Annotated in this window: 12 protein-coding genes; 9 read left to right on the top strand and 3 right to left on the bottom strand. The window is 64.4% G+C overall.

Going from position 1 to position 16,105, the window contains the following annotated elements:
- Positions 1-47: 47 nt before the first annotated feature.
- Genes QD356_RS08450 through QD356_RS08440 form a run of 3 tightly spaced genes read right to left on the bottom strand, consistent with a single transcriptional unit; the run spans position 48 to position 2,157 of the window.
- Positions 48-944: a hypothetical protein gene (locus QD356_RS08450; RefSeq protein WP_192837657.1), complete on the bottom strand. Its 897-nt coding sequence runs from the start codon at positions 942-944 to the stop codon at positions 48-50.
- A complete protein-coding gene (locus QD356_RS08445; RefSeq protein ID WP_192837658.1) occupies positions 938-1,726 on the bottom strand; it encodes a YjbF family lipoprotein in 789 nt (262 codons plus the stop codon). The genes QD356_RS08450 and QD356_RS08445 overlap by 7 nt, the downstream gene beginning before the upstream one ends.
- Positions 1,726-2,157 carry a hypothetical protein gene (locus tag QD356_RS08440; protein ID WP_192837659.1) on the bottom strand — a complete coding sequence of 144 codons (432 nt, stop codon included), beginning with the start codon at positions 2,155-2,157 and terminating at the stop codon, positions 1,726-1,728. Before QD356_RS08440 ends, QD356_RS08445 begins: the two co-directional genes overlap by 1 nt.
- Positions 2,158-3,613: 1,456 nt before the next feature.
- Between QD356_RS08440 and QD356_RS08435 the strand changes: the two genes are divergently transcribed.
- From QD356_RS08435 to QD356_RS08395, 9 genes are all read left to right on the top strand, one after another.
- Positions 3,614-4,813 (top strand): polysaccharide export protein, encoded by a 1,200-nt coding sequence (locus tag QD356_RS08435; RefSeq protein WP_192837660.1) that lies wholly within the window; start codon positions 3,614-3,616, stop codon positions 4,811-4,813.
- Between the two features lie 73 nt (positions 4,814-4,886).
- Complete coding sequence (locus QD356_RS08430) at positions 4,887-7,250, top strand: GNVR domain-containing protein (RefSeq protein WP_052384634.1); 2,364 nt, start codon at positions 4,887-4,889, stop codon at positions 7,248-7,250.
- Between the two features lie 198 nt (positions 7,251-7,448).
- Entirely contained in the window at positions 7,449-8,744 is a 1,296-nt protein-coding gene (locus QD356_RS08425) for a sugar transferase (RefSeq protein ID WP_225996326.1), read from the top strand.
- A gap of 2 nt (positions 8,745-8,746) precedes the next feature.
- Positions 8,747-9,814 carry an EpsG family protein gene (locus QD356_RS08420; RefSeq protein WP_107336356.1) on the top strand — a complete coding sequence of 356 codons (1,068 nt, stop codon included), beginning with the start codon at positions 8,747-8,749 and terminating at the stop codon, positions 9,812-9,814.
- Positions 9,811-11,217: a hypothetical protein gene (locus QD356_RS08415; RefSeq protein WP_192837661.1), complete on the top strand. Its 1,407-nt coding sequence runs from the start codon at positions 9,811-9,813 to the stop codon at positions 11,215-11,217. The genes QD356_RS08420 and QD356_RS08415 overlap by 4 nt, the downstream gene beginning before the upstream one ends.
- A 151-nt stretch (positions 11,218-11,368) precedes the next feature.
- Positions 11,369-12,880 carry a polysaccharide pyruvyl transferase family protein gene (locus tag QD356_RS08410; RefSeq protein ID WP_192837662.1) on the top strand — a complete coding sequence of 504 codons (1,512 nt, stop codon included), beginning with the start codon at positions 11,369-11,371 and terminating at the stop codon, positions 12,878-12,880.
- A 1-nt stretch (position 12,881) separates the two neighbouring features.
- Complete coding sequence (locus tag QD356_RS08405; RefSeq protein WP_192837663.1) at positions 12,882-14,156, top strand: glycosyltransferase; 1,275 nt, start codon at positions 12,882-12,884, stop codon at positions 14,154-14,156.
- The gene (locus tag QD356_RS08400) at positions 14,149-14,904 is read left to right on the top strand and encodes a glycosyltransferase family 2 protein (protein WP_043334128.1); all 756 of its coding nucleotides are present in this window, start codon (positions 14,149-14,151) and stop codon (positions 14,902-14,904) included. The genes QD356_RS08405 and QD356_RS08400 overlap by 8 nt, the downstream gene beginning before the upstream one ends.
- The gene (locus tag QD356_RS08395) at positions 14,888-15,838 is read left to right on the top strand and encodes a glycosyltransferase family A protein (protein WP_192837664.1); all 951 of its coding nucleotides are present in this window, start codon (positions 14,888-14,890) and stop codon (positions 15,836-15,838) included. Before QD356_RS08400 ends, QD356_RS08395 begins: the two co-directional genes overlap by 17 nt.
- The last annotated feature ends 267 nt before the right edge of the window (positions 15,839-16,105 follow it).

Genomic DNA, 16,105 nt, shown 5'->3' with positions numbered 1-16,105 from the left:
GGGTTCGCGGCCAAGCGCAGTGTGCTGCGCTGGGGCAGCCTCGCCGGCTAGCGCGGGGGCGTCGGCAGCTTCGCGGCGTCCAGCTGCCAGCTCTGGCAGGCATGGCCCGGCAGGCGGCTGGCAAGCCAGGCCGGTAGCGCCTCGTTCACCCACTGCTGCGCGGTGTCGATGCCCGGCGTGCTGATCACCACGCTGGCGCCGGGGGCAACGGGCAGGTCGGCGTCGCCGCTGGTCAGACGATTCCAGCTCGCCACCGGACGGGTCAGCACCTGGCCCTGTGGCGTCACCAGGCTGACCTCGATGGCTGGTCCGATGCCGCCGGCAGCGGCGCGCTCATCAATCAGCGCGTCCAGGCTGAGATTCGGCGTCCACTTGCGCTCGTGAACGCCGGTGGCGTCCAGAATCACCACGCTGCGCGGCGCCTGACAGGCCCCGACCACCATGCCCGGGGCGATGCGGATCGCCTGCGGGCCATCGCGCATGTCGCGGCGCGGGTCGAGCTGACCGGGCAGGCGTGCCACCACGGCGTCAGTGTCCGGCGCGCGGCCCTGCTCGACATAGGCCTGCCAGGCCTGCAATGCCTCGGCGTAACGCGCCTGAGGGCTGTCGTCCTTCGCGCCGACGGCGTAGCGCGCCGCGATCAGTTCGAGCTCGGCGCTGACGCGGTTGGCCCGCGTGGCCATCTGCTGGCGAATCAGCGGCGTGCTGACGAAGCTGTAACGCCAATCCAGCGCTTTGGATGTCGCCAGGCCATCCCATTGCGCCTGCAGCACCTGACTGGCCAGCGGCGTGCTCGCGGCGCTGAACGGCAGCGGCGTGTCATCGGCGCTCGCCAGGGGCGCGGCCAGCAGTGCGCTCAGCCCGAGTGGCAGCAGGAGGGCGGTGCTGTTCAGGCGGGCCAGCGATGACAGACGGGCCAGCGATGAGAAGACGGGGATCACCATGCCTTGGCGACCTCCCAACCGAACCGCGGGCCGTCGGGCCAGGCCGTCATGTCGGCCGCCCAGACGCGATTCTCGTCGCGCCACAGGTCATTGCGCGTGGTGCTGCCGTCGTCCCAGCTCAGAATCTCGCGGCAGTGCTGCAGCGGCAGTTCTGCCAGCGGCAGCGAATAGGGGGCGGCGGTCTCGCATTCGAGTCGCGCCGTGGCCTCGTGTACCTGCATCACGGCGACGTCGTCCTGGCGCTGGCTGCCGGTGGAGGCGGCATCCTGACGCTCCAGCCGACGCGGGTAGGGGGACAGCGCACTGACACTGACCTGATAGGTCGTGCCACTGGCCATCAACCAGGCCGGACGCGCCAGAGCGCGCCCGGTAGTACTTTGCTCACGCCTGTCTGCCACATCACGCGCAAAGCCTGAAGTGGCGGACAGGACGCCATCGCGCAATTCGAGGATGCCGCGGTCGCGACTCTCGAAACGCGCGATGCGCCCATTGCCTTCCAGCGTCGCCAGAACCACCAGCGCGGTGCTGTTGGCATGCTTCAGCTTGAGAGAGGCATAGGGCAGCTCGCTGGCACGTGTGGCGTCAAACTCGTCCTTGCCCATCACGTCACCGAGCGAACTCGAGACGATCTGGGCACAGCCGGAAAGCGACACCAGGCACGCGAGGGTGCCGAATGCCGCCAACGACCTGCTGCGCAGAGCACGGGAGACCACCGAGGTAGCCGCCGCGCCCCACGCAGGGCTTGAGAACGTGAAGCGTTGCGTCGCACGTGCCGTCTTCATCAGCGAGTCCCGGTTGAACCAGTGGTGCCGGTTGTCCCGGTGGTACCGGTCGTGCCAGTGCCGCCGCCGACGGTGCCGGTGGCCGCACCTGCAGCGACGCTGCCGCTGCTGGCGCTCGGCGTCACGCTGCCGGTGGCATTCTGGCTGGCAGTGCCGGTGCCGGCTGCGCTACCTGTCGGCACAGTGCCGGTAGTCCCAGTGGTGCCAGTTGTACCGGTGGTACCAGTAGTCCCAGTCGTGCCGGTAGTCCCGGTGGTGCCGGTAGTGCCAGTCGTGCCGGTAGTCCCAGTCGTACCAGTCGTACCAGTTGTGCCGGTAGTCCCAGTCGTGCCGGTCGCACCCTGAGGCGCTTCTTCTTCCGCGATGGCATTGCCAGCGAGAAGCAGGGCACCTGTCAGTCCGATGATGGCTCCGAGATGTGTCTTGCGCATGGATAACTCTCCTTGATGAGCATTGTCGGCGGTCAGCCGACCAGGAAGGGATGTCAGACCACGACGTGATGACTCAAGGACTGAGGCATCGGCGTCGAGGCTGCCAGCAGATGCTGGCGATCATCCAACCTGCTGCTGAAGATATCGATAGAGGAGAAGAGCGCCGTCCCTGACACCATCCCTGGCATCCTCCGTGGCGCGACCTCGTCCTGAGGTGTTCCTGTCATGACCGTATTCCCTGGTCATGCGCTTGCCGAAATTCATCGTTGCGCCTTGCTGTCTGCGTCTGACAGTCCTGTCAGGTGTCAGCCGCTGAGCGGTTGATGCAGGAAGTCCTTCTCCGCACAGACACAAAGCCGATGAGTCGTGGCAAAGCGAGGCTCATGTTAACGAGAATATGTGAACTGTCTAGCGTGAAGCCTTGCGTATTATTCGCGTTGATCGCTTGAGGATTATTTATGTAAAAAAGAGTAATCGGGGTGTGGATGATTGGCGACGTGGCTGTCGATGTTCCACCGGGCGCTACGCCAGAGGGGGCCCGCGTGGCGACTGGAATCCTGCGTTTGAGTGTGTCGCATTGCCGACGAAATGGGGCTTGGGGTGTCTGTAATTGGCAACGCGTCTTTCGTGGAAGTGGCGACATCGAGCGTACTTGCGGTGCTACAAACCAATGTTTTTATTGGATTTTTGTAACAGGGCGCTGATTGGCGGGAGACGTGTATCAGGTAAAATGCACGGCAGACAGGGTTTGGTCACCTTGCCAAAAACGCCACGAATGGCGTGATCCAATGCACGGCGATGCCACGGCATTGGCATTACTGATTCAGCGGTAAATCTTCTGGCAGCTCCATGGGTCGTGGGCTGCGGTCGAAAGAGGTGTGCCGCATTTCGGTAAAAAACTACAGAAAGTTTGCTCTGCAATGGCGCTGAAGATATTGCCCGAATGACAGCAAGAGTGGCATGAAGGCCGCCATGCAGAGAGTGGTGTCAGAGCCGCAAGTGGAAAGCGCATTGAATGCACCTGCCGTCTGAGCATCGTCGGTTGCGGTTCAGGGTCGTGTTCTGAGCATCTTGAACGATACGCCTACATTCTGACTGGGGATGACGGCGGGATATGACAAGCCATGTGCATGATTCATATGGCGGAAATATCGCTGTAAGCGTTGCGGATCACACTGGCGCAGCGTGAATGAGATCGCAGCAGCCAGTCGAAAAACGCAAGACGCAAGACGCAAGACGCAAGACGCCGAGACCGCCAGGGTCCGGTACCTAAATGCACGAGGGCCCACCCTCGGCAGCCGCGTGACAGCCAGGCAAGGCCGGCGACACGCATGACGCAGCAGGAACTGAAGACGTTATCGAATCCATCCCGGCGGCCATGTGCGGCGGGGGAAGGCGCGATGATCATGGCACTGGGGTGCCGGGTCATCGGGCCTGTCGACTCAACGGACTTCAGATGAAAAATGCACTGATAGCACGACTTCTGGGCGCCAGCTTGAGCATCGGCGCCCTCACCGGGCTCGCCGGGTGCGTCTTCGCCCCCGGTGGCAACATCGACTACGACACCAGCGCTGCGCCGGTGGACGACATCGTCGATGTGGAACCGATCACCTTTGGCCTGATCAAGGCCCAGGCGCGCGCAGACGCCGAATCACGCCAGTCCAGTGGCGATGACAAGCAGCGTCGTGAGCTTGAAAAGGCGCTGGCCCAGGAGCTCAACAGCAGCACGCGCGCCAGTCTGGCACCGGACTATCAGTACCGTGTCGGCCCCGGCGACATCCTGACCATCATCGTCTATGACCATCCCGAGCTGACCTTGCCGACCGGTTCCGAGCGCAGTGCGCAGGAAGCCGGCAACGTCGTGCACGCCGATGGCACGCTGTTCTATCCCTATGTCGGTCGCGTCAAGGTCAGTGGCATGACGCTGGACCAGATTCGCCGTGATCTCGGCGAGAAGCTGCAGCCCTACCTCAATGCGCCGCAGATCGACGTCAAGGTCGCCGCCTTCCGCAGCCAGAAGGTGCGGATTACCGGCGAGGTGCAGTCTCCCGGCGTGCAACCGATCAGCGATGTGCCGCTGAGCCTGCTGGACGCCATCGCGGCGGCGGGCGGTCTGTCCGAAGACGCCGATTGGCACAACGTGGTGCTCAAGCGCAATGGCGAAGAGACCACCATCTCCCTCTATGAGCTGCTGGCCGAGCGCAATGGCGCCAACGATGAGGCAGGCAATGATCGACTGCTCAAGGATGGCGACACCCTCTACGTGCCGGACGTCGGTACCCAGAAGGTGTTCGTGATGGGCGAGGTGGACAAGTCCATCAGCCTGCCGCTGGGCAGAAGCCCGATCTCGCTGACCGATGCCATCGCGCGTGCCGGCGGCATCAAGGAAAACTCCGCCGATGCGTCGGGCATCTTCGTCATCCGTCGTGATCGTGAAGACCCCGAGAAGCTGGCCACCGTCTATCAGCTGGATGCGCGCAATTCCACGGCGCTGATTCTGGGCGCGGACTTCGGCCTCAAGCCGCAGGACGTCGTCTATGTCACCGCCGCACCGGTCTCGCGCTGGAACCGTGTGATTACCCAGCTGCTGCCGACGGTGAGTTCCATCTACTACAGCACCGAAATCCAGGACAACCTCGATACCCTCGGCCAGTAAGGCGAGGGGTCGTCAAGGCGTCCCTGCCCGGCACCGCCGTGGCCGGGCAGGACACCAGGAGAGTGACCCAACGATGTCGAACCGCAATTCCCACACCACGCGTCAGGCCTCGGCCAGCGAGTCGTCAAGCGTGCCCGCGCGCACCAGTCTTGATCTCGGCCGCATGCTGGGCCAGCTGTATGACAGCCGTCTGACGCTGGCGCTGATCACCGGCACCTTCACCGTGCTGGCGGTGCTCTATGCGCTGCTGGCCACTCCGATCTACAAGGCCGATGCGCTGGTGCAGGTCGAGGAGGGCGGCGGCAACATGAACCCGCTGCGTGATGTCTCCAGCCTGCTGCGTGGCGAGGCGCCGCCGTCCGAGTCCGAGATCCAGATCATCACCTCACGCCTGGTGCTGGGCGAGACGGTCAAGAAGGAGCAGCTGGATCTGGTGGTCAAGCCGTATCAGTACCCGCTGATCGGCACCTTCCTGCGCACCCACGAATTCGCGCGTCCGAGCTGGCTTGCCGGGTCCAGCATGGTCTGGGCAGGCGAGTCGATCGACGTGGCCAGCCTGGAGGTGCCGGCGGCCTGGGACGATGTGCCGCTGACGCTGGTGTCGCTGGGAGAGGGTGGTGAGTACGAATTGCAGTACGACGGCGATGCACTGGGCACCGGTGTGGTCGGCGAAGCCTCACGCTTCGATGGCCCGCTGGGCGAGGTGACGCTCAAGGTCAGCGCACTGGACGCGGCCAGGGGCGCTGAATTCACGCTGATGCATCAGTCGACCCTGGAAGCGACCAACGCGCTGCGTTCGCGCTTCGCGGTGGCCGAGATGGGCAAGGAAACCGGGGTGCTGGGTCTGGCGCTGGTCGGCGAGGACCCGCTGCGCACCCAGCAGACCCTGCAGCGCATCACCGATACCTACAAGCAGCAGAACATCGAGCGTCAGTCCGCCGAAGCCGAGAAGTCGCTCGAGTTTCTCAAGAAGCAGGTGCCGACGGTGCGTGAGCGCCTCGAAGTGGCCGAGAACCGTCTCAATGCCTATCGCGGCAAGAGCGATAGCGTGAATCTGGATCTCGAGACCAAGTCGGTGCTCGAGCAGCTGGTCAATATCGACAATCAGATCAACGAGACCCAGCTGGAAGAAGCGGAGCTGTCCGGCAAGTTCAACCCCAGTCACCCCAACTACGTGGCGCTGCGCAAGAAGCGTGCGGACCTGCAGCGCACCCGCAAGGAGCTGGAGAAGCAGGTCGGTGATCTGCCGGACACCCAGCAGGAAATCCTGCGTCTGGAGCGTGAAGTCGAGGTCAATCAGCAGATCTACGTGCAGCTGCTCAACAAGACCCAGGAAATGAACATCGCCCAGGCCAGCACCATCGGCAATATCCGCATTCTGGACGAGGCTGTCGCACAGCCGCATCCGATCAGCCCGCGCAAGGCGATGATCGTGGTGATCGCGACTTTGCTGGGCGGCATGCTCGGAGTGGTCTTCGTGCTGCTGCGCTCCATGCTGCATCGCGGTATCGAGACGCCGTCGGAGCTTTCCGACCTGGGTCTCAATGTCCACGCGACCCTGCCGCTCTCCGAAGAGCAGGCCCGCCTCAACCGTCGTCTGGCGCGTGGCTTCAAGCGCTTCACCGGGCGCGGTGTCGCCGCAGCGGCCAATGACAACGTCGCGCCGGGTCTGCTGGCGATCCGCAATCCGGCGGATCTCTCCATCGAGGGCCTGCGCGGTCTGCGCACCAGCCTGCACTTCGCGATGATGGAAGCCCCCGACAATCGCCTGATGATCTGTGGCCCGAGCCCGGGCATCGGCAAGAGCTTCGTGTCCGCCAACCTGGCCGCCGTCTGTGCCCAGGCCGGCAACCGGGTGCTGGTCATCGATGCCGATATGCGCCGCGGCCATGTCCACCAGAGCATGGCGGGTGTCCAGCACAGCGACGCCGCACCGGGCCTGAGCGACTTCCTGCTCGGCAAGGCCGACCGCGACAGCATCGTGCGTGGCATCACTGATCCGAGTCTGGCGATGTCCGAGACCGCCGCTGCGGCGCTTGGCGAAGGGGTGGCCGCCAATGGCGCGCCGAGCAACCTGTGCTATGTGGCACGCGGCACCTCGCCCTCCAATCCGTCGGAGCTGCTGCTGCAGTCACGCTTCAGCGACCTGCTGACGTGGGCCAGCGCCAACTTCGACATGGTCATCGTCGATACACCGCCGATCCTGGCCGTCACCGATGCCGCCATCGTCGGCAAGCAGTGCGGTGTCAGCGTGATGGTGACGCGCTTCATGCATAACTCGCCCAAGGAAATCGAAGCAGCGCTGGAGCGCTTCGCCTCCAGTGGCGTGCACGTCGATGGCGCGATTCTCAATGCGGTCGAGCGCAAGGCCACCACGACCTACAGCTACGGCTACAGCTATCACGATTATCAGTACCAGGGTGGCGCCAAGGGTTAGCGGCCACTTGTATTAGAGCCCGCGAACCCGATGTCTGAGACTGCGTGCCTCGTTGGCAGTGGGGATCGGCAGTCGAGGCGAGAGCCGAGGCAGTACGGGTGAAGCATCGGGTAGCACGCCGTCGAGCGACGGCACCAGCGGCTCCGAGCGTGATGAACGGAACCACAACACGAACGCAAGCCAAGGGGGTAACGGCATATGAATACCACGACGAACCATGCAAGCTCCGGGCTGGAAGGGCGTCAGCGCCACTCCCGCATGTACGAGCGACTGATGTTCAACTCGCTGTGTCAGGCCATCGTCGGTCTGATTCTGGCAGTGGGTGTCCCGCTGCTGCTGATCAATGGCCTGCGCCCGTGGGTCAGCGATATGCGCATGCACAGCGTCATCGCCGCCAGCGGCGGCTTCCTGCTCGCATTGCAGGCGATTCGTCACATGTCGCGCTACCCCGGCGCCAAGGCCTTCGCCTATGTGCTGCCGGCCATCACCATCAGCTATCTGCTGGCGATGAGCGTGCTGATCGCGCTGGATCTGCGCTTCAGCCGCATCGTGCTCGGCAGCTCCTGGCTGGCGGCGATGCTGATCTGCTCCATCGGCTTCTGGGCCGAGCAGCGCACCCGCATCCGCAAGCTGGCCGTGGTGCCCTTCGGTGACTATCGCAGCCTGTTCACCACCCGTGGGGCACGCTGGAACCTGATGCGCGCGCCGGATCTCGGCGAAGAACGCTACAACGGCGTGGTCGCCGATCTGGAAGCCGACATGCCGGCAGAATGGCAGCGTTTCCTGGCCAACTGCGTGCTGCATCGCATCCCGGTCTATGACGCCAGCGAAGTCCGCGAGTCGCTGACCGGCCGTGTCGAGCTCGATCAGGTGCGTGAGAACAGTTTCGGTCAGCTGGCCCCCAACAGTGAATATGAGCTGTTCAAGCGTCTGTTCGACATGCTGGCCGTGCTCGCCGTGGCACCGTTCGTGCTGCCGATCTGCCTGGTGACCGCCGTGCTGATCCGTCTCGATTCGCCGGGTGGCGTGTTCTTCGTCCAGGAACGTGTCGGCCAGGGCGGTCGTCCGTATCGCATGTTCAAGTTCCGCAGCATGTGCCACGACAGCGAGAAGACCGGCGCCCAGTTCGCCCAGGCCAATGACATGCGCGTGACCCGCATCGGTCGCGTGATCCGCAAGACCCGCATCGATGAGCTGCCGCAGTTCATCAACGTGCTCAAGGGCGAGATGAGCCTGATCGGCCCGCGTCCGGAGCAGGTCAAGTTCGTGAATGAATTCGCCGAACAGATTCCGTTCTACAACTACCGTCACGTGGTCCGTCCGGGCATCACCGGCTGGGCACAGGTCACTCAGGGCTATGCCTCTGACGCCGACGAGACCCGCGAGAAGCTCGAGCACGACTTCTACTACATCAAGCGCTTCTCCGTGTGGCTCGACCTGCTGATCGTCGGCCGTACCATCAAGACCATGCTGACCGGCTTCGGGGCACGCTGAGCATGCTGACCGTCAGTGGCTATTACGTCGGCTTCATGGCCCTGCTGGTGGCAATCCTGCCGCTGGCCGCCAACGAGCGCACCCGCATGGTGGGTGCCTGGTTGGCCGGTGGGCTGTGTCTGGCGTTCATGGCATTGCGTTACGACGCAGGGTACGACTACTTCTCGTACCGCCAGATGGCCACCTGGCAGGTCGACCTGAGCTTTCTCGAGCCCGCACCTGCTGCCCTGGCACGCATGGCGCGGGCCTGGGGCGAGCCGCAGCTGTTCTTCATCATCACCGCCATCCTCTACGTGTCATGCTTCGTCTCGGCACTGGTGATGAGCCGTCGCAATCTGGCCTGGTGCCTGCTGTTCTTCGTCTGCCTGCCGCTGATCTATCTGTCGGCCTTCGGGTTCGTGAAGCAGCACGTGGCGATTGCGCTGTTCATGCTGGCGATGGCGTGTCTGGAGCGCGGCATGCGGCTGCCCGCGCTGGTGCTGATGCTCGTCGGCACCAGCTTCCACTACACCCTGGCACTCTATCTGCCCCTGCTGGTGATCTATCCGCTGCTGCGCCGTGCCTACCCGTTCTGGCTCTACCTGGGGCTGCTGCCACTGTGTTTCGTGGCCGGGCCGCTGGCCAAGAGCATTCTCAGTGCGCTGGGCCTCTATGCGCATTATTTCGAGGATTTCTCCGGCGGTGGCGAGAAGCTCTACGTCATCTACCTGTTGATCTGCCTGGGCACCCTGGTGCTGTGGAAGCACTTCCGCCTGTCACTGGACCCCTGGGCCTTCAACCTGATGTTCATCGGCGTGGCGCTCTACACCCTGTTCATCACCTACGGTGAGCATGTGGCACGTGCCAGCTATTATTTCCTGCCGTTCGCCATCTTCGTCATCTGTGACGTGATCGAGCATTTCCGCGACAAGCTGTTGCCCAGCCTGATCAGCGGCGTGCTGATGATGGCGCTGTTCTTCATGTCGCTGAAGGTGGCGGCCGGCAATCAGGACCACGATTTCTTGAACAACTACGAGTTCTATTTCCTCAGCGATGAAGCCCTGGTCGTCGGCAACGGAGGCCAGTCATGAGCGAAGCGCTGATCTTCTCGCTGTTCAATCTGATGGCGCGCGGCCTGTCCTCCGCCGCGGGCCTGCTGCTGGCGCGTGCCGTGGCGCCGGAGGCCTTCGGTGAATACGCGCTGGCCCTCAACTACGCGGTACTGCTGGGCGTACTGGCGCGCATGGGCGGCAACGAGGTGTTGCTGGTCACCCGCGACGGTGCCAGCGCGTCGGCACTGCGCCGCTGGATGGGCGTCGGCATCTCGCTGTATGCCTTGCTGGCGATCGGCTTCGCCGTCGGCATCGCGCCGCTGCTGGGCCTGTCGGCCTTCATCTTCGCCTTCTGTGCGCTGCGCGCCGCGGCGGAGCAGGTCGGCCTGCAGATGATCAACTCGCGCCTGCAGCGTCAGGAGCGCCTGGGTCGCGTCAATCTGATGACGGTGCTGATCTCGCTGGCGGTGGCGATCGCCGTCGCCTGCGCCGCGGGCCCGGCGCTCTATCATCAGGGCGTCGAGCTTGTGACCGGCGCCGAGTTCAGCGCTGACCTGACCACCCCCGCCGGCATGTTCGGCCTGGCGCCGGTGCCGACCTTCGTGATGGTCAGCGCCATCGCGCTGGTCATCGTGATGGCGCTGGGCATGTGGCTGTCGCGTGATGCGCTAGCGGATGCCCGGGCCGAGGCCGACGCGGCGGCTGGCCATGAGGGCGTGGGCCAAGAGGGCGTGGGCCAAGAGGGCGCGGGCCAGCGTCGCCTGCCGAGCAAGGCCGATTTCGCACGCGGTCGCGGCTTTCTCTACAACAACCTGATGTCGTTCGCCTACCTGCAGGCCTGGGTGATTCTGGCCGGGCTGGCGTTTGCGCCCGCTCAGGTGGCCAGTGTCTCGGTGGTGACCTCCATCGTGTTCGCGCTCTATGTGTTCCCCACCAGCCTGTATCGCTACTACCTGCCCAAGCTGACCCACGGTGATGCGCGCCTCAAGGAGTACCTGGTCATCGCCAGTGGCTTCGCGCTGCCGGTGGCGGGAGGACTGGCGCTGATCGCGCCGTGGCTGGCGGAACACTTCCTGAGCGGCGCCTACCCGCGCCTGACCCTGACGCTGCGCGCCTTCGCGCTGGTCTATCTGGTGCACGCCTTCGTCACCTGCGCCTTCACGCGCCTGGCCGCGCTGCGCCTCAACGGCAAGCGCCTGCTGTGCCAGAGCACCGGCGCCACGCTGGTGGTCGGCGGGGGCCTTGCGATCGCGGCGCTCAATCACTCGCTGGGCAACGCGTCCGGCGACACCGGCAGCCTTCTGGGCGTCGATCTCTACAGCCTCTTCCTGTGTGTGCCGGTCGCCGCCGAAGTGGTGATGCTGGCGATGGCGATCCTCTTCCAGCCATCCCTCTCCCGCGGGGGCAAGGCACACGAAGACAACGCTGCGGCGAGTGCCTGAGCCTGACCGGGCTTCACGAGCGCAGCAGGAATCGGAAGGTCAGCATCTGTGCCTTCCGGTTGATGACATGACGGCGATGCCGGGCATGCAGACACAGCCCTCAGGCATCGCGCGTTCGAATCGCGACATTACGGACAGAAGGACGAACAGCATGGCCAAGATATGCATGACGCACGGATGGCATGACGACAACAAGGGCGACTCCGCCATCCTGATGGGCACCATCGACTTCCTCGATCAGCTGATCGATGCCGAACAGGGCCGCAGCGATGTCTCCGGCGCCGGTGTGGCCAAGGCCGAAGGCCACCGCATCGACATCCTGCCCATTGATGATCAGGTGTTCGCCACCGAGCGCGGCCCGTTCCGCCATATCCGTCGCCGCTATCGTGAACGCGTCACCGTCGGCCAGCCGCTGATGCCGCCGATGCGTGACAAGCTGCGCTTCGTGACCTCGCTGCTTGGCCTGGGCGCCAAGATGATGTTCGGCAAGCAGGGCAAGAGTGGCAACGACATCATCGACGCCGCGGACCTGGTGGTCGTCAAGGGTGGTCATATCTTCCACAACGGCAGCTTCAAGAAGACGCTGTCCTCGTGGCTGGCGCTGATCGGCTATCTGGCGCCGGTGATGCTGGCCCGCAAGGCCGGCAAGCGCGTCTTGCTGCTGGGTCACTCCTTCGGCCCGTTCAAGACCCCGGCCCAGGAGCGCTTCTTCCTGCGCACCCTGAGCGATTGCCTGGTGGTCTCGCGTGAGGAAATCACCCACGCCATGACCCAGAAGGCCGACCCGAAGCTTCCGCACGCGCTGCTGGGCACCGACATGGCCTTCGCCATGGCCCCGCGCGCCAGTGACGAGCATGCCGCGGTCAAGGCGCCGAATGGCGTGGCCTCGCCGTACGCCGTGATCACCCTGCGTGACTGGTGGGGGCTGGATCAGCAAGCCTTCGCCGAGCGTGTCGAGGTGCTGTCGCGCTCACTGCTGGAATCCCGCGAGCGTCTGGGCATCGAGCGCCTGCTGGTGGTACCGCACGTGCTGGGCCCGACCGATATCGAGAATGACCAGCGCATCTCCCAGCTGGTGTTCGATCATCTGCAGAAGGCCTTGGCCTCGGCGGGCGGTGAAGACCTCGCCACGCGTATCGAGCTGGTGCAGGGCGACCCGAGCCCGGACGCGCTGGTCGATCTTTACCGCGATGCCCAGTTCCTGGTCGGCACCCGCTTCCACTCGGTCATCTTCGCGCTGATGTCCGGCACGCCGGTCTACGCGCTGTCCTACTGTGGTCCCAAGGCGCCGGGCATCATGCGTGACTTCGGTCTCGGCGACAGCGTGCAGGACATCGAGAACTTCGACCCGGCACGCATCGTGGCCGATATCGAACAGCTGGTCGCCGATAAGGCCTTCCCTGCGCTGGCCGAGAAGGTCATCGCCGAGAAGCTGGCGATCACCGCCGATATCACGCGTGACTTCCTGCGTCGTGCACCGGGACGTGCCGGCGTCTGGGGCCAGCGTGAATTGAAGCTCAATGACGCTGCCTTCCCGGCACCGGTGGCACCCAAATCAGCCACTGCTGAGGCGGCGGCCGCTGCCGTGGCAGCGGATGCGCCTGCCGGCGACAACAGCGCGACTGCCGCTCATGACAGCGAGCCTGTCGTACGAGGAGCCTGATATGGCACATGTCGCTCTGTTGATTCAGGACATCAGTGCCTGTGGTGGCGTCGAGAAGGTGATGCATGGTCTGGCGCGGGATCTGAGCGCCAGCCACCGGGTCACGCTGGTCTCGGTGCGCGAAGGCGAGCCGTACTGGGGGCGTCTGGAGGGTGTCGAATATCGCACCCTCGGACTGCCGGCCACCGGCACGCGCCAGAACTTCCGCCATTGGGTGACGCATCTGCGTCGCCTGATGCTGGAGGAGCGGATCGAGGTGATGGTCAGCGGCTATTTCGCCTTCCATCTGGCGGCGCAGCTGGCGGCACGCGGCACCGGTGGCGTCGATGGCGAGGGGCGTCCGCGTCCGCGCACGCGCATCATCGCCCAGGAGCACAGCGCCTATCATCACGACCGCCGTGCCAAGCGCATCGTCAAGCAGCTGGCCTATCGCCACCTCGACGTGCTGCAGGTGCTCAATGAGGTCGATGCCGAATGCTGGCGCCGCCGCGGCCTCACGCCGACGGTGATTCCCAATTATCTGGATGACCAGCGGGCGGACGAGGCACGCAGCGGCTGCGAGCATCAGGTCGATGTGGTGATGGTCGGGCGTCTGGCGCCGATCAAGCGCCTCGACCTGGCGATTCGTGCCTTCGCGGATTCCGGCTATCGTCGCGGTCGCCTGGTGGTGGTCGGTGACGGCCCGGAGCGTGAACGTCTGCTGGTGCTGTGCAACGAGCTGGGCCTGCGCGTCTTCCAGGGCGCCAACGACAGCACGGTGCCTGCCGGCACTCAGGTGCTGTTCACCGGCGCGCTCAGGGATGTCTCCCACGAGCTGCGGCGTGCACGCCTGTTGCTGCTGACTTCGGAGCGCGAATGCCTGCCGATGAACGTGATCGAGGCCAAGCGTGAGGGGCTGCCGTGCCTGTCGCGCCCGGTGCGTTCCGGTCCGCTGGCGCTGATCGAGCATGGCCGTGACGGGATGCTCAGCGCGGAAGCGGATGGCAGTGAGGATGCCGCCATCATCGCGGAGCTTGCCCACGAGCTGGCGCGCCTCGAGTTCGATGACGAGCTTCTGCTGCGTCTCTCGAACGGTGCCTGGCAGAGCTTTGACCGCTACAGCGCACACGCGGTGCTGCCGCAATATCAGCGTCTGATCTCGCGTCTCGCGCCGCCGACGCCCGGCGATGCGGCGACTACCGAGCAGGCGCGTCAGGATTCATCCGCAGACACGCGCCCAGACACACACTCGCGTCGCGTTCAGCGACAGCCGCTTGAGGAGAAGGCCCATGGCTGATGTCTCCGTCATCATGCCCAACTACGGCTATGACCGCCGCCTGCACGCCGCCGTCGACTCGGTACTGGCCCAGAGCGAGCCGGTACGCGAGATCCTGATCAGCGACGATGCCTCGCCGGATGGTGCCGCCAGTCGTCTGCGTGACGACTTCGCGGCGCTGGACACCGCTGGCGTCGAGATCCGCGTGCTGGAAACCGACACCAACGGTGGCCCGGGCCGGGCACGCAACCGTGCCATCGCCGAGGCCAAGGGCCGCTACATCGCCTTTCTGGATGCCGACGATGCCTGGCTGCCCGAGAAGATCGAACGTCAGATCGCCTTCATGCAGGACACCGGCGCCGGGCTTTCCTACACCGGCTACGAGATGGTCGATGAGCAGGGCGAGCACGTCTCGTACTTCGCACCGCCCGAGCGCCTGACGCGTGACGACATGCTGCGCTCCAACTCCATCGGCTGTCTGACCGCCATCTATGACGCCGGTCGCTACGGGCGCTTCTACATGCCGACGATCCGCAAGCGTCAGGACCTGGCGCTGTGGCTGATCATCATCGGTCAGCTGGGCCCGGCACAGGGCATGCCGGAACCGCTGGCGCGCTATACGCGTCGCGAGAGCAGCGTGTCGTCCAACAAGTTCAAGGCCGCCGCCTATCAGTGGCGTCTGTATCGTGAGGTGCTGGGGATGGATGTGATCAGCGCCAGTCGCAACTTTGTCCATTACGCGGTGAACGGTTATGCAAAACATCGTTGAACAGGATGTCGCGGCGTCCGCGACACCTTCCACCGAGTCCACGGCGGCTTCCCGCCATGCCGATGCAAGCGCGCAGTCGACCCTCGATTCGCGCCCGCGCGTGCTGGTCGGGGCACGCCAGGTGGATGACAGCGCGCGTCGCCAGGTGCCGGAGCTGACCTTCCTGATCTCGACCCTGGATGACGGCCTCTACAGCGTGCCGCGTCATGATGCGCTGCCCGGGGCGCGCTTTCTGATCGTGCATCAGCTGTCAGACCCCGCGCGCCGCGAGCAATACCGCGAGTACGCGCTGGCCAATTTCGATAGCCGTTTCGAGTACCTGGCGATCGACGGGCGGGGCCTGTCGAAGAGTCGCAACACGGCACTGGCTGCCTGTGCCACGCGCTACGCCTATGTGCTGGATGACGACATCGAGCTGCATCCCCAGGCTGTCGCGCTGGTGATGGAAGCCTTCACCTGCACCGAAGCGGCCGCGATCAGCTTCCCCCACGTCAAGGCCTTCCCGCTGCATGAGCGAGACCCGGATCGGCCCGCGCCGCCGGTGTCCTTCAAGACCCACAGCCTGATGTCACTGGCGCGCGTGCGCTCGGTCGACATGGCGCTGGATCTCTGCCAGTTCCATGCACGCTTCGATGAGCAGTTCGGCCTGGGCACCGATCAGCCCTCCGGCGAGGAGTTCATCGTGCTGAGCGATGCGCGTCGTCAGGGCGCGCGTCTGATGCGTGCCAATCTGGGCATCGTCGCCCATGCGGGGGTCACCTCCGGCAGCGACTTCTACAGCACGCCGGCCAAGGCGCGCACCAAGGGGCGCATGTTTGCCCGCGCCACCGGCAGTCGTTTCTCGCCGTTGTCATTGGCCTTTTTCCTGCGCAAGGCGCCGGTCGCCATGAAGCATGGCCACCTGGCGACCTTCGCGAAGCATTACTTTCGCTGATGGCTGCCGCGCCGCTGATGGCTCTCATTGACTGACGGTTCTGATTTGATGACGACTCTAGCGTGAAGGCATGGCCATCCATGAGGTGGCCATTGCCGCCCGGGTAGTCAATTGATCAAGCGGCATATCAGAGAAGTTGCGACAGGCAGGATCAGAAAGATAAGTCACAAGTTATATAGGGTCATGTTTTGGATCATATTGCGCCCGACAGGATGACTTTTCACGAAGTTGCTTTATAACAGAGCCACACTTCGGGCAGCGATGATT

The organism is Cobetia sp. 2AS (assembly GCF_029846355.1).
Classification (GTDB): Bacteria; Pseudomonadota; Gammaproteobacteria; order Pseudomonadales; family Halomonadaceae; genus Cobetia; species Cobetia amphilecti.
Note: the sequence above shows the minus strand (reverse complement) of the source record. Positions and strands in the feature narration are given on the sequence as shown.

What these genes read in the sequence shown, in the direction of transcription:
- QD356_RS08445 (WP_192837658.1), bottom strand. Translation starts at nt 1,726, where the DNA reads ATGAAGACGGCACGTGCGACGCAACGCTTCACGTTCTCAAGCCCTGCG.
- QD356_RS08435 (WP_192837660.1), top strand. Translation starts at nt 3,614, where the DNA reads ATGAAAAATGCACTGATAGCACGACTTCTGGGCGCCAGCTTGAGCATC.
- QD356_RS08440 (WP_192837659.1), bottom strand. Translation starts at nt 2,157, where the DNA reads ATGCGCAAGACACATCTCGGAGCCATCATCGGACTGACAGGTGCCCTG.
- QD356_RS08400 (WP_043334128.1), top strand. Translation starts at nt 14,149, where the DNA reads ATGGCTGATGTCTCCGTCATCATGCCCAACTACGGCTATGACCGCCGC.
- QD356_RS08410 (WP_192837662.1), top strand. Translation starts at nt 11,369, where the DNA reads ATGGCCAAGATATGCATGACGCACGGATGGCATGACGACAACAAGGGC.
- QD356_RS08425 (WP_225996326.1), top strand. Translation starts at nt 7,449, where the DNA reads ATGAATACCACGACGAACCATGCAAGCTCCGGGCTGGAAGGGCGTCAG.
- QD356_RS08415 (WP_192837661.1), top strand. Translation starts at nt 9,811, where the DNA reads ATGAGCGAAGCGCTGATCTTCTCGCTGTTCAATCTGATGGCGCGCGGC.
- QD356_RS08420 (WP_107336356.1), top strand. Translation starts at nt 8,747, where the DNA reads ATGCTGACCGTCAGTGGCTATTACGTCGGCTTCATGGCCCTGCTGGTG.
- QD356_RS08450 (WP_192837657.1), bottom strand. Translation starts at nt 944, where the DNA reads ATGGTGATCCCCGTCTTCTCATCGCTGGCCCGTCTGTCATCGCTGGCC.
- QD356_RS08395 (WP_192837664.1), top strand. Translation starts at nt 14,888, where the DNA reads ATGCAAAACATCGTTGAACAGGATGTCGCGGCGTCCGCGACACCTTCC.
- QD356_RS08430 (WP_052384634.1), top strand. Translation starts at nt 4,887, where the DNA reads ATGTCGAACCGCAATTCCCACACCACGCGTCAGGCCTCGGCCAGCGAG.
- QD356_RS08405 (WP_192837663.1), top strand. Translation starts at nt 12,882, where the DNA reads ATGGCACATGTCGCTCTGTTGATTCAGGACATCAGTGCCTGTGGTGGC.